Genomic DNA, 14,342 nt, shown 5'->3' with positions numbered 1-14,342 from the left:
CTGTTCTCGTGAAAAGCTGCCGTTTGCTACGGCCACGTCCGATGTCTCAGTTGCGGACAAACCAGCCGCCTTGGCTTTGCCGTCGAGCCAAATTCTTGCCAAGTCGGCCAATGAAAAATACTGTTTCCCCAATACAGGGAGAACAAGATGTCATTTACTCAAAGTGATTTGGACGATCTGGCGCAACGCTACACAGCTGCTTGGAACTCAAAGGTTCCCGAGAATGTCGCAGCCTTCCATGTAGCTAGCAGCAGCATTGTCATTAACCGCGGCGAGCCCTCTGAGGGCCACGAAGGTCTTACGGCGATGGCAGCAGGCTTTCATGCCGACGTGCCTGACTTGCACCTTACTTGTGACGGTATTCGCGGCGCGGGTTCGCATGTTGTCTATATGTGGACCTTTACAGGACATCACGCGGAGACGGGCAACCCATTGAACGTGCAGGGTTGGGAAGAATGGGAACTCAATGATGACATGAAGGTCACCTCCTCATTGGGCTGGTTTGACGGCGAGGACTACGACCGCCAAGTTGCGGGATGAGCACCGGGCCGTTTTCAGACATCCGGGTGGTTGTGTACGGCGTGGGGGCGATGGGCGCCCTGGCAACGCGCCTACTTGTGGACAAGGGCGCCAAGATTGTTGGGGCTGTGGGGCGCAGCTCCTCTAAGGTTGGGCGTGATCTCGGCGAAGTCGCCGGGCTTGGAAAACATCTTGGTGTCCCAATTGAAAGCGACGCTGAGGCGGTCTTAACCCGCGGAGCCGATGTCGCGGTGGTGTGTGTCGGCAGCTATCTGAATTCAATGCATAAGCACTTCGAAACCTGCCTCGAGAACGGCGTGAATGTCGTGACCATTGAGGAAGAAACAGTTTTTCCATGGACAACGGCACCGGATCACGCGGAGGCCTTGGATGCTCTGGCGAAGGCAAAAGGGGTTACACTCGCGGCGTCAGGCGCGCAGGATGTGTTCTGGTTGAACTTGGTCACCACTCTATTGGGGGCTTCCCACAGGATCGAAAACGTCATCGGACATTGTCGCTGGAATGTGGATGACTACGGGCCCGAGGTTGCCAACCATCTTCTGATTGGACGATCCAAGGAAGACTTCGACGAGTTTGTAGAAACATCCGGCTGGCCTGAATTCGTTGCCCGTCAAACGCTGGAGGCACTCGTCGCGCGTCTTGGACTTAGCGTGGCATCCATTGCTTCCGATGTCACCGCTGTCACTGCGAGTGCGCAGATCCATTGCCGCAGCTTGAACCATGAGGTCGCGGCGGGCCATGTGATCGGAACCATAGACCGGACAGTCGTGACAACGCTGGAAGGCCCGCAATTCGAATTTGCAATGGAAGGGCGCATCTACCGGGATGGCGAAACAGACAACAATTTCTGGAAGGTGCAGGGAGAACCAAATCTTCAGCTCAATTGCGAAGACGCGAACTACCGATTCACGACCTGTTCGACGCTGGTAAATCGTATTCCGGACGTGATTGCAGCTGCACCCGGACTGAGCTCACTTGATATGTTGAACCCACCGAGTTACAGGCAGCATTGAGAGGGAGAGCGACCGCTTGCGCGAGGAGCGGACACTGGGTCAGATAAGGCGTATGTCCGAGTAGCGGACGAACCCGTTTTTCGCAGCATAGCAACGAAGATTTTAGTCAGTTGGTGAAAGTTTCCATGCTGAATGACCTGAAACAGCAAAGACCTTCGGCTAGCGGTAGACGGCACAGTGAACGGGCCGGCAGGACGGAAAGGTGCGGTTGGGCATAATCGCAGTGCTGGAAAAGCTCTGGTGGTCATCTTGAGCCCGCAGGCAGCGATCAGATCATTGCCCGCGAACTGTGTTTTTCAAACCCGGTCAAGTGCCGAACGCATCGGACCACCGGAGCGCACGAGATTTTGGAACTAGGCCCAACCGAGCTGTTTCAGCGCATGACCATCGTTCCAGACCTTCGTCATGTGCGTGATCTTCCCGCCCGCGAATTCCATGGCATAGACGTAGTCAGTCGCAACAGCTGCACCTGTCGGATCGACTGGCCCGCCTGGGCCGGTTTGTGAGCCGTGGAATACTGCGAAAGCCAGCACAATGCTTCGGTCTTCGTCTGCTGCGAACCCCTTCAATTCGTAGTGGCCGTCGGGGATGGGCGTCAGCATGCCCTTCATCCATTCGGCATATGCCTCCAGCGTGTGCGTATCCTCCAGCGCGCCGGCTTGGCAGGAAAAGCTAGCATCTGCGGTGCAGAACTGCGCGCACCCGTCCCACCCTTTGCCCGTTTCACAGGCTTCGAAGAATGCTTTTGCATCTGTGATCATGCTCATCTGTTGGTCTCCTTCGTAAACTGCGGGGCCTTTCCCCGCGTCGTCCATTAAAGGTACGCAGCGAGCTGGCGCCGCGATATCGTGCAGATGAACCAATTGATGCAGGAGGGATGTGGGGTATGCTGCTGCTACATTTGCAGGGGGTGGCATGACGGATCCGGCACAAACTGTTGAAACGCTTTCGAAAAGAGAAGCCGAGGTTGCTGCTGCTTACGCCGACGGAGCCAGCTACAAGGAAATAGCGCGAGAGTTGGGCATCTCGCCAACCACCGTCCGGTCGCATCTGCGCACCGTCTACAGCAAGCTCAACGTCACATCCAAGATCGCGCTGGTGCAGGCGCTTGTCGATCCCACGACCGTACCTGCCGATGATCATGACAAGGCTGGCCTGGCCGCAGATCTGGCGCTCGAACTCGATGATGCGATAAGGCGCGAACGCACGCTGACACGAGTCCTGCGGATCATTAGTCAAAGCAGCGCGAATCTCAATGACGTGATCGACGAAGTGCTCGGACAGGCCCTCGAGATTTGTGAGGCCGAGTTTGGTATCCTATTGGAGCACCAAGGGGATTTGGCGTTTACCGAAATGCGGTCCTGCAACATCAGCGCGCCTTTCGCAGACTGGCTGGCGAGCCAAGGTTTATTCAATCCGGGGCCGGATACCGCGGTCGGCAGGGCCGCCAGATCGCTGAAGCCGGTTAGCATCGGCGATGTGGGTACCGAGGACATCAGCCATCAAGAAAATCCGCTGCGCTTTGCGACGGTGAAGTTCGGCCGCGCGCGCTCATTGGCAGCGATCCCGATGACCTCCGGGGGACGTTTGATCGGCGTCTTCAGCGTCTACCGGACCCGTGTGCATCCATTCAACGACCGCGCGCTCGAACTGGCGCAGGCTTTCGCCGATCAGGCGGCCATAGCGATCGAGAATGCCCGTCAGATCGGCGCGATGGAGGCGCGCCTGTCTCAGGCTGCCGCAACCCGCGAGGTTTTGGATGCAATCAGCATGTCGCGGGATGACGAAGGGCCTGTGTTCGACGCGATCCTCCGCAACGCCGCCAGACTGTGCAACGCGCCCATGGCGCGGCTGGAACTTGCTGACAGCGCACGCGAGACCTATCGTTGCGCCGCGGCTTGGGGCGATGAGATGCGGTCATTTCGCGTGGGTGAGGTCATGCCGCTGGATCAGCCAAACGATCTGCCGACCTCAATTCGCGAAGGTGTTCTCCGCCACATTCACGATCTGTCGAAAACCGAACTATATCTCGCGGGCAATCCGACCCGAAGGAGGATGGTCGAGGACGAAGGGTATCGCACCTATCTCTGCGTGCCGTTGATCGCAGCGGGCGTGAGTATCGGTGCAATTGTTCTCAGCCGCCGGGAAGTGGCTCCGTTCTCGGATGAAAGCATTGCCTTGGTGGAAAACTTTGCCAAACAGGCGGTGATCGCGATCGAGAACGTACGCCGGTTTCGCGAATTGCAGGATCGTCTCGACCGTTCCGCCGCCACGCGTGAAATCCTGGAGGCGATCAGCAACGCAAGCGACGACGAACAGCCTGTGTTCGACGCCATTCTCGGCAACGCCCGCAAGCTCTGCGATGCGCCCTTTGCCGCCCTCGTCCTTGGACGCCGGACCGACAGCCATCAAACCATGATCGCACATCACGGCGCCGTACAAAGCACGGAGGATATCTACAGCGCACGCCGCGTGCCGATGGATCCCGAACGCTCCTTCGCCGCTCGTGCCATCCTTGAGAAGCGGCCCATTCATCTGCCGAACATGATGGACACCGACGAGTACCGGGCGGGCATCCCGAATGTGGTGGAACTGTGCGATCTGCAGGGCATCCGCACCAACCTCTTTGTTCCGCTGATCAAAGACGGTGAGGGGATCGGCTGTTTCATCATCTTTCGTCACGAAGTCCGTCCCTACAACGACGAACAGATCGCGCTTGTCGAAACCTTCGCCACCCAAGCCGTGATCGCACTGGAAAACATTCGACAGTTCCGGGAACTGCGGACGCGGCTGGAGCGGGAGGCGGCAACAAAGGAAATCTTGCAGGTCATCAATCAACACCGCGATGATGAGATGCCGGTCTTCGACGCCATTCTCAATAAGGCGATACATCTGTGCGGTGCGAGTGCAGGCGCTTTGGCCCTCGGCAAGAAGGGCGATCCGCATCAGCGCATGGCGGTCTCGCGCGGTGTCAGCGATGCGACGTTGGATGTGTATGCGCGCGGGGAGGTTTCGATGAACCCCGACATCTCGCTTTCAGCGAAAGCCATTCTGACGGGCGAAGTGGTTCATGTCGCGGACATGGCCGATACGGACGGATATCGAAGCGGCGTCTCACACTTCACGTCGGTCGTGGATGATACCGGCATTCGCACGAACCTGTTCGTGCCGCTGATAACGTCGGAGGGCGGTGAAGGCGTTCTCATCCTGTTTCGCACGGAGGTGCATCCCTACACGCCCGATGAGATTGCCCTGGTCGAGACATTTGCGTCTCAGGCCGCTATTGTGCTGGAAAATGTCCGCCAGTTCCGCAACCTGCAGAAACGTCTGGACCGCGAAGCCGCTACAAGCCACGTCCTCGGTGCCATCAGTGCCTCCCGCGAAGACGATATTCCGGTCTTTCACACCATTCTGGAAAACGCCTGCCGCGTCTGCGATGCGCAGTCGGGTTTCATTACCGTGCTCGATGAGAGCGGGCAGTACCTGACTGGCCCGGCACAGTACGGGGTCGGCGCCCGGCTTCAATCCATGTTCGAAGACTGGACAGCAGACCTCGCCACATCGCCCCTTGGTGCCGCCCAATGCATCCGGGAGCGCCGCGTGATTTCGATCGACGATATCGTGGAGACCGATCTTTATCGCGAGGGCAATGTCGAGCGCGTCAATCAGGTCGATCTTGAAGGCATGCGGACCATCCTGTGCGTCCCCCTGCTGACCTCGGACGCAGGGCTTGGCTCGATGATCCTTTACCGCAAACGGGTTCAGCCCTTTTCGAGTGACGATATAGCTATGGTTGAAGCCTTCGCTGCCCAGGCCGTCATAGCCATCGAGAATGCCCGTCAGTTCCGTGCGCTACAGGCGCGAACCTCAGAGGTTCAAGCCCTGAATGCTTCCTTGGAGGCCAAAGTCAGCGATCAGGTCACCGAGATTGAGCGAATGGGACGGCTGAAGCGCTTCTTGCCGTCAGCTGTGGCGGACACAATCGTCTCGTCCGGGTCCGAGCGAATGCTGCAAAGCCACCGCGCGCTGCTTGGGGTTCTCTTTTGTGACATACGGGGCTTTACCGCGTTCTGCGAGACGGCTGAACCGGAAGAAACAATCGACGTGCTGCAAACCTATCACGAGGAAATGGGCAAACTGATCAACGCGCATGGTGCCGGCGTCGATCTTCGGATGGGCGATGGCATCATGGTTTTGTTCAATGATCCAATCCCGTGCGAAGATCCAGCAGGCGACGCCATTCGCCTCGCGATCGCAATGCGCGAAAGGATGGCCGACATGTGCAGGACGTGGAAGCGCATGGGCTATCGGCTTGGCTTCGGAGTTGGCGTATCTCTAGGCTATGCAACGGTTGGCATGGTCGGCACCGAAGGCCGCTTTGACTACACGGCCTCTGGCACCGCAATTAACCTTGCGTCGCGGCTGTGCGATGAAGCCGGTGACGGGGAAATCCTTCTCAGTCCAAAGGTTAGCATCGCTGTCGAAGACGATTTTCCTGTCGAGTCCCGAGGAGAAATCACTCTGAAGGGCCTCCGCGAACCGCTGGAGGTCTTCAAATTGGCCGAACCCGGCGTGGCATAGAAAGCAATCGGCGTCTAGAAATAGCTTCAAGGTATCTTTATTGAGCCGGCAGTGGCCATTTGCCGGGTTGCAGCAATGGTCGGTCGAGAAAAGACCGCAGTGGGCTCGCTGCCGCCTAATGACGGTTTCGGTTGGTTGTTCTATGTATGAACGGCCGCTTGCGAACCAGCCTGATGCACTTGTTTGCGCCGGCAGCAATTCGAGGTTTGTTGTGGCGGGTACCAGGCTACTCGGACACTATGCGCAAACAACAGCCGTTCGCCCAGGAAGGTCGACCGGCCGCAAAGTCCCGCAACTCGGACATAAGTTAGTTTGGGACCAAGGTCTGCTTCTATCAAATCCAGTCATTGGGATGTCAAAGCAGTCATTGCCTCGGTGGCATCTGGCGCTGAGCGACCCGTATCAGACGCCTTGTGGACATCTAACAAAAGTTTTCAGATGACAGCATTGAGTGCAGTTTTCCTGCGTGGCAGGTATTGCTCCGTCCGAAAAGACAGGAAGACCCCTCTTGGACGGACACCCACTGGAAACACAATAGCATCTGGCACCGGCCGTTTCAGGATCAGTCCATGACAGAGTTCAGACAGGACCGTGCAGCGTCGGCCGCCGCCAGCGCCCCCTCGAGAAACCCGCCTTCCTCTGACGCGGCCTCGGTTCCGGCAAAGATCAGGCGGCGGGTGGGCGTCAGCGCACGATAGGCCGGGTGGCCCGCTGGTGGCGTCCGGTCGGCGTCAGTGGCGGTCGCCGGATCGCAGCTCCAGTCCTTGATCCACACCTCGTCCGGCGTCGCCGCTCTGTCCCCGAACAGCCGGGTCAGCTGGGCAATGGCTGCCTCACGAAATCCCGGCAGACGCGCAGCGCCAACATGGGCGAAACCGAACAGCGCCCCCACCTCTGCACTGGCGGGCGAGGCATCGTGGATCTCGGCCAAAGGCCCGCGATGAGAGATCGCATCGCCATTCAACCCCGCCGGCCTCCAGAACGGTGTCGGATAGGTTGCGATCAGCTTTGCATGTCCGGCCATCCAGGTCGGGATATCGGGCGCCGTTGCCCCCAGTTCCACCGCCAATCGCGGCGGCAGAGCAAAGACGACACGACCGAAGCGGGTGCTGCCATGGGCAGTCGTGACGATGACACCATCGGCCTCTTCCGTCACCCGGTGCACAGGGCAGGCAAGGTGGAGGCTGTCTCCCAGTTGTCCTGCCAGGGCCTGCGGAACCTGGGCCAACCCACCCGCGACCCGCAGCGCGCCGCCCATCGTCGCGAAATCGAGATCGCGGCGAACGCCACCATTTGCGTCTTCAAAGACGAGGCGACCGGATGCGTGTTGGGCAAAAACTTGCAGGCCCAGGCGATCAAGAAGCGCAAGCATACGGGTGTTATGAGGCCAGATCCAGGAGGGGCCCAGATCATAACCGTTTTGCGAGAGGATGCGGCCACCAACCCGGTCTCGCGCCTCGAGCAGCGTAACACTGTGCCCATCGATCCGAAGCGCCGCCGCCAACACAAGGCCGGAAAGCCCCGCCCCTATGATGCAAACATCAGATGTCTTGGTCATGAAAATACCCCGGCCAAAGCGCGTTAATCAAATAGACGCCCAACCGCACTTCTCCCTCAAGCCCAATTTCGAGAATTTTCTCCTGAGGCTCCAGGCCACGAGGATGATGCCGAAACGATAGCCCATCAGGGGAAGCGACGTGAAATCGCCAACGCAGCGAACGTCCCGCGACTCGGACATTGATGCCCGAAAACTCGCTGCGCTGTGAACGAACGTCAGCTTTTCTTCCCGCAACGCAGCTGATGGTCTCGTTGCTCGGGTGCTGCGCCTGCAAACATTAACGGTCGACTATGTCTCCTGTGGGCTCAGTGCTGTCGTTCCGGCCCACGCTGTCGTGCGGCCGCTTCCAACTGCCGAATGCCCGAGACCAAGGTCAGGTCGCTGCATTGGCTGAAGCATTTGCCTTTCGGGAACGGCCGCTTTCGGAGTGCGGTTCACACCCGATCCGCTGCGCTACAGCAAAGCCGCTTCGAGCTCAATGCAGACCTTGGCGTTTGACGCAGTCCTCGCCGTGATCAGGCGGGGTCCTTACTTTTCTGCACCTGGAACGGATGATTGTCCAGGCGTCCGGGCCGCTCCGTACACCTATATTGCATCCGCCCGCTTCGCGTTTATGAAGTCCTTGAGCCCCGCCTCATCGACAATGTCGATCCGTCCATAGGCGACATGAATCCAGCCTTCGGTCATAAAATGCTTCAGGACTCGGTTCACGACTTGCCGTTCCGCGTTCGCCATCTCCGCAAGCTGGGATTGAGTCACAAGAACCTCGGTCGTGGTTCTCCCACTGTGCCGGAAGGGCGCGACCCTCAGGAGTGTCGCCGCAATCCGGCGCTTCGTGTTCCGGATGAGCAGCGTCTCAATGACCTGGATGGCGACATCCATGCCGTATTCGCTGACAGACAAGAGCGCGCGTTGGTGAAGGGGCGATCGGCCCGCGAGCTCCTGTGCGCTCGCAAGGGGAACGTGAAACAGGAACGAGGGTTCAACGACAGAGAAAGACAATCGCCTATCCGACCCCCGCATGAACGACCCATAGCCGAACCAGACTCCGCAGCGGAGCACATGTGCCACCGCCGTCTCGCCGGCGTCCGACGGCAGGTGGACCCCCACGCCGCCCATGACGACACCGTAGAGGCCGCCTTCGCTGTCGCCAGCATGAAACACGAACTCCCTGCCAGAGAACTGGATCAACCTCGCAACCTTCAGCAGGGCGCTTCGGACATCCTCGGGCTGGTCTGCAAGCCAACCTCGTTGAAGCACCCGACGCTCGGCTTCCGCGCGGTCAATGATGTCCGTCTCGTCTGTCCTAAAGGTTTTCATCCATGCCTCTCCTTCGGTCGCTGCACCGCGTTTCGTAAAAAATTGTCACAATTGCGATAATCTCGCCAACCACCACGTGGCATAATACGATTCTGCGGCAGCTGTGTGCATGAGCCCACGGCGCCCTGAACGTCAGGCCGGTATCGTGATGGGCGCAAGACGCCATGACCGAGGGCGGAAATGGGTCCGAACGTCATCCGTGCCCCGGCAGATTTCGAAGTGAGGAGGCTTCAGTATGGCACAGCTTGACCGGCGGAAATTCATTTGGACTGGCCTCATCGGTGCGACAGCGCTGACGCCAGCGGGGCGAGCCGCGGCGCTGACCGGATCCTTGCAGGATGTGGGAAGCCTCGCTGTGGCCGCGCCAAAAGCGACCATCTACACCGCTCGCGAGATCGTGACGCTCGACCCTGCGCGGCCCTCGGGCGAGGCGGTGGCGGTCGTGGGCGGGCGAATCCTCTGGGTAGGCTCCCTCGACGAGACGATCGCACTTCTCGGAGATCAGGCCTATGAGGTTGATACGACCTTCGGCGACCACGTAATCGTTCCGGGCTTCGTGGCCCAGCACGACCACCCGGTGCTCGCCGCGCTGACCATGTCATCCGAGATCCTATCGATCGAGGACTGGGTCCTTCCCACGGGGACCGTGCCAGCCGTTAAGGACAAGCAGGACTTCATTGACCGGTTGACCGCCGCCGTCGCGGCAGCGACCGATCCTGACGAGCCGGTCCTGACCTGGGGCTATCACCCGGCGTTCTATGGCCCCCTGACCCGAGCCGAACTCGATGCTATCAGCTCAACCCGGCCAATCCTCGTCTGGGGTCGCTCGTGTCATGAGTTCTTCCTCAACAGCGCCACGCTCGAGCGCGGCGAGCTGACCCGCGAAGCCTACGACGCCTTCCCGGCGTCAGCGAAGGAGCAGAGCAACTTCGAGGACGGGCACTTTTGGGAACAGGGCATGTTCGCGATCCTGCCCTATATCGCGACGATGGTGGCCAGTCCCGAGAGGCTCCAGGCCGGCCTCGAACTCAGCAGGGACTACATGCACGCGAAGGGGATCACCTTCGGCAACGAGCCGGGTGGCATCCTCGCCAAACCCGTACAGGACGGAGTGAACGCAGTCTTCTCGAGCCCCGACATGCCGTTCCGCTGGTCCTTCATGCCTGACGGCAAAAGCATGGTGGGCATGTATGACGACGACGTCCAGGTCATCACCGAGACCGAAAAGCTCACCTCTTGGTATGACGGTATGACAAGCATGACATCCAAGCAGGTCAAGCTCTTCGCCGACGGAGCGATCTATTCGCAGCTTATGCAGGTGCGCGATCCCTACCTCGATGGCCACACCGGCGAGTGGATGATGGACCGGGACGTCTTCGAGCGCGCCTTCCGCATCTACTGGGACGCGGGCTACCAGATCCACATCCACGTCAACGGCGACGAAGGGCTGAACCGCGTTCTCGACACGCTTGAGACAAACCTGCGGCGCAACCCGCGCTACGATCACCGAACGGTGCTCGTCCATTTCGCGGTGAGTGGCGCAGACCAGGTCGCCCGTATTAAAACGCTTGGAGCGATCGTCAGCGGAAATCCCTACTACGTCGCGGCGCTGGCCGATCAATACGGGAAGGTGGGCCTCGGCCCAGAGCGCGCCGATGAGATGGTACGTCTGGGCGACCTAAACCGGGCGAGCATTCCGTGGTCGCTCCACTCCGACATGCCGATGGCACCGGCCGATCCGTTGTTCCTCATGTGGTGCGCGGTGAACCGTCGCACGACCTCGGGCCGGGTTGCGGCACCGGACCAACGCGTGACCGTCGAGGAAGCGCTGCGTGGGGTCACCATCGAGGCTGCTTACTCGCTGAAGCTCGAGGATGAAATCGGGACGATCTCTCCAGGAAAGCGTGCAAACTTCACGATCCTCGACGCGAACCCTCTCTCGGTCGACGTGACTGAGATCCGAAACATCGGCGTCTGGGGTACGGTGATGGAAGGGCGCATGCTTGCCGCAGGCGGGGCGGAACGAAAGGCGTCGCTCGACCTGCCGGGAGGAAGTGATGCGGAACGGGAGTTCATGGAGGCTGCCCTGCATCACGCGTTGACGGTCGCCCATGGCCTTCATTGACAAGCGTCGGCAATGAGACGGAAATTGTTAAGTGGCAGCAAACAAGTTGGGATCAAGCATGTTCAAGAACATTTTTTCACAAGCCCTCCTGGCCAGCACGCTAATGACGGCTGGAACCGCATGGGCGCAGGAGATCGCCGACACGATCTACACTGGCGGGCCGATCCTGACGATTGACGATGCTGGAAGCATTGCCGAGGCTGTGGCCGTTCGGGATGGCCGTATCATCGCCGTGGGGACCGCGTCCGATGTCATGGCGCATCGCGGAGATGGAACCGAAGTTTTCCATCTGGGCGGACGCGCCATGCTCCCGGGCTTCGTGGACAGCCATGGCCATGTCGTCATGGGAGGGCTGCAGGCATTGTCGGCCAACCTGCTTGCGCCTCCGGACGGGCCGGTGACGGACATCCCCAGCCTGCAGGCGACCCTGTCCAAATGGGTCGAGGACAACCGTGAGATCGTGGACCAGGTGCAATTGATCGTCGGTTTCGGATACGACAATGCCCAACTCGCCGAGCTGCGCCATCCCACGCGTGATGAACTCGACGCGGTCTCGGCCGATATCCCGATCATGATCGTGCACCAGTCGGGCCATCTCGGCGTTGCCAACTCGAAGGCGCTCGAGATCGCCGGTGTGACAGCAGAGACCGAGGCACCTCCCGGCGGCGTGATCCGTCGAGACGGTAACGGGGAGCCAAATGGCGTCCTTGAGGAATACGCCTTTTTCACGGTGTTCGCGCCATTGATGGCCGGGCTTGGCGACCAGGCTCTCGAGGCCTTCGCCCGAGCCGGAGCAGATCTCTGGGTGAGCTATGGGTACACGACGGCTCAGGAAGGACGCGCGACACCTGAGGTTGTCGAGGTGGCCAGACGCGTTGCCGCCGAAGATGGCCTGCCGGTAGACGTAGTGATCTTTCCCGACGTTTTGGAGGCTGCGGACTACATCGCCGAAAACACCTCTCGGACTTATGTGGATGGCGTACGGGTCGGCGGCTGCAAGTTGACAATCGACGGTTCACCACAGGGCTTCACGGCTCTGCGTGACCGTCCCTACTATGATCCGGTCGGGGACTATCCACCGGGATACCTTGGCTATTCCGCCATCACGATGGAACAGACCCAGCAGGCCATCGATTTCTGTTACGAGAACGGCCTGCAGATCATCACCCATTCCAACGGAGAAGGTGCATCGGACATGCTAATTGCCGCGCTCGGCTCGGCGCAGGAGCGTCTTGGCGACCCAGGCAATCGACCCGTCCTGATTCACGGCCAGTTCCTTCGCGAGGACCAGGTCGACGCGCTGAACCGGCTCGGTGTCTTCCCGTCCCTGTTTCCCATGCATACGTTCTACTGGGGGGACTGGCACCGCGATCATACCGTGGGTCCGGTCAATGCCGAGAACATTTCGCCCACCGGCTGGGTCCGCCAGCGTGGCATGATGTTCGGCACGCATCACGACGCTCCGGTCGCTTTCCCCGATAGCATGCGGGTCCTCGCGGCAACGGTCACGCGCCGCACTCGCTCGGGCGACATACTCGGGCCACATCAGCGCGTTGACGTGATGACTGCGCTCCGGGCGATGACGATCTGGCCTGCTTGGCAGCACTTCGAAGAAGACGACAAAGGCAGCATCGAAGTCGGCAAGCTGGCGGATTTCGTCATCCTTTCCGACGATCCAACCGCCGTTGACCCTGAAACTCTGGCCGATCTCGAAGTCATGGTGACGATCAAGGAGGGAGAGATCGTCTATGAGGCAGAGCCGGGCGTGCGTGAGGGACGTATCGACCGTTCGTTTTTCCCTAGAGATCCAGGCATGGCGCACGAATTCCTGCATGCCATGTATGACGCGATTAGCGAGCATACCCACGAATTCTAGGAGCAATATGATGGTCGTCGGGCCGGATGCGGTCTGGCGGGTGCTGTCAAAGCAAACTGGCTTGAGGCGGGGAGGGCGGTTTTGTAGCGTCCGGTCATAACCAATTGTTCGTCATTTCGCTAATTCAAGACCCGCCTAGAGATCATCCGTTTGGCGGTCATGTTATATGTGCGGTTTGCGCAGTCTCTCCGGAACGTGGAAGATTTGCTCCTCGAGCGTGGCATCGACGTGAGCCATGAAGCCGTTCGGTTTTGGTGGCACAGCTTCGGGCCAATGTTCGCCAACGAGATCAGGAAACGGCGGATTGAAGTGATGAAATCGAGCCGATGATGTTGGTATCTGGATGAAATGTTCTTGAAGATCAATGAAACGCCACGGTCGACCTCATGTCCTGGTGACCGACCAGTTGAGGTCTTACGGTGCGGCGATGAAAGACATCGGCAATGCCCACAGGCAGGCAACGGGTCGCTGGCTGAACAACAGAGCGGAAAATTCGCACCTGCCGTTTCGACGACGAGAACGGGCGATGCAACGCTTTCGGCGCATGCGAAGTTTGCAGAAGTTTGCTTCCGACCACGCCTCGGTCTTCAGCCATTTCAACTCGGAGCGCAGCCTCTACACCAGACCAAATTTCAAGATGAACCGCGCCGCTGCTCTGGCCGAGTGGCGCGGTCTTTGTGCGGAATAAGGGACAGCCATCCTGCCCATGTAGAGACGAGTTCGAATTGGTCTGATGGTGTGGACGGCTCCACCCCGACGGCATCGCAATGTGCCATGTTGGTGCAGTGTGACAGCCAACAAAGGAAGGAGCCGACCACATGGAGATTACAACACTCGGGATCGATCTCGCCAAGTCCGTCTTTCAGCTTCATGGCGTGGATGCCAACGGGGCATTGGTGTTGCAGAAGAAGCTGCGTCGCGGGGCCCTGCTTGACTTTCTCGCAAGGTTTGAGCCGTGCCTGATTGGCATGGAAGCCTGTCGACCTCGCACTTCCGGGCCCGGGAAATCGCGGCGCTCGGCCATGACGTGCGGCTGATCCCGCCCGCGTACGTGAAGCCTTACGTGAAGCGTCAAAAGAATGATGCGGCCGACGCCGAAGCGATCTGCGAGGCGGCGACCCGGCCGAACATGCGCTTTGTGCCGATCAAGACCGTTGAGCAGCAGGCCGTGTTGGTGCTGCACCGGTCGCGCGACCTGCTCATGCGGCAGCGCACGATGATCCTCAACGCACTCCGAGCACATCTGGCGGAGTTCGGGATGATCACCGCGCAGGGCCCACGGAAGGTTGTCGACCTGGTCCGGCGCCTGAGCGATCCCGACGACGGGCT

At 59.7% G+C, this 14,342-nt stretch carries 8 protein-coding genes and 2 pseudogenes; 7 read left to right on the top strand and 3 right to left on the bottom strand.

Going from position 1 to position 14,342, the window contains the following annotated elements; all coding sequences use genetic code 11:
* Positions 1–147: 147 nt before the first annotated feature.
* Together AC2FNA_RS22765 and AC2FNA_RS22760 are read left to right on the top strand one after the other, a co-directional pair.
* The gene (locus AC2FNA_RS22765; protein ID WP_496830530.1) at positions 148–540 is read left to right on the top strand and encodes a nuclear transport factor 2 family protein; all 393 of its coding nucleotides are present in this window, start codon (positions 148–150) and stop codon (positions 538–540) included.
* A complete protein-coding gene (locus AC2FNA_RS22760) occupies positions 537–1,553 on the top strand; it encodes an NAD(P)H-dependent amine dehydrogenase family protein (RefSeq protein WP_496830528.1) in 1,017 nt (338 codons plus the stop codon). The genes AC2FNA_RS22765 and AC2FNA_RS22760 overlap by 4 nt, the downstream gene beginning before the upstream one ends.
* A 353-nt stretch (positions 1,554–1,906) precedes the next feature.
* Here the strand turns inward: AC2FNA_RS22760 and AC2FNA_RS22755 are convergent, their stop codons facing one another.
* Positions 1,907–2,320: a nuclear transport factor 2 family protein gene (locus AC2FNA_RS22755; RefSeq protein WP_234168256.1), complete on the bottom strand. Its 414-nt coding sequence runs from the start codon at positions 2,318–2,320 to the stop codon at positions 1,907–1,909.
* A gap of 148 nt (positions 2,321–2,468) precedes the next feature.
* Between AC2FNA_RS22755 and AC2FNA_RS22750 the strand changes: the two genes are divergently transcribed.
* Positions 2,469–6,134, top strand: coding sequence for a GAF domain-containing protein (locus AC2FNA_RS22750; protein WP_496830526.1), 3,666 nt, complete (start codon positions 2,469–2,471; stop codon positions 6,132–6,134).
* Between the two features lie 562 nt (positions 6,135–6,696).
* On the opposite strand, the gene AC2FNA_RS22745 is transcribed toward AC2FNA_RS22750, so the two are convergent.
* Together AC2FNA_RS22745 and AC2FNA_RS22740 are read right to left on the bottom strand one after the other, a co-directional pair.
* Positions 6,697–7,692: a flavin monoamine oxidase family protein gene (locus AC2FNA_RS22745; protein ID WP_496830524.1), complete on the bottom strand. Its 996-nt coding sequence runs from the start codon at positions 7,690–7,692 to the stop codon at positions 6,697–6,699.
* A gap of 585 nt (positions 7,693–8,277) precedes the next feature.
* Entirely contained in the window at positions 8,278–9,012 is a 735-nt protein-coding gene (locus tag AC2FNA_RS22740; protein WP_496830522.1) for a Crp/Fnr family transcriptional regulator, read from the bottom strand.
* 235 nt (positions 9,013–9,247) lie between these two features.
* Between AC2FNA_RS22740 and AC2FNA_RS22735 the strand changes: the two genes are divergently transcribed.
* The 4 genes and pseudogenes from AC2FNA_RS22735 to AC2FNA_RS22720 all read left to right on the top strand — a co-directional run.
* A complete protein-coding gene (locus tag AC2FNA_RS22735) occupies positions 9,248–11,137 on the top strand; it encodes an amidohydrolase (RefSeq protein ID WP_496830520.1) in 1,890 nt (629 codons plus the stop codon).
* 58 nt (positions 11,138–11,195) lie between these two features.
* Positions 11,196–13,013, top strand: a complete 1,818-nt coding sequence (locus tag AC2FNA_RS22730; RefSeq protein ID WP_496830518.1) for an amidohydrolase — start codon at positions 11,196–11,198, stop codon at positions 13,011–13,013.
* 159 nt (positions 13,014–13,172) lie between these two features.
* A pseudogene (locus AC2FNA_RS22725) lies at positions 13,173–13,701 on the top strand (IS6 family transposase).
* A gap of 130 nt (positions 13,702–13,831) precedes the next feature.
* Positions 13,832–14,342, top strand: a pseudogene (locus AC2FNA_RS22720) (IS110 family RNA-guided transposase); the annotation flags it as partial.

Source organism: Ruegeria sp. YKSD163, assembly GCF_059612905.1.
This window is presented reverse-complemented; position numbering and strand designations above follow the sequence as displayed.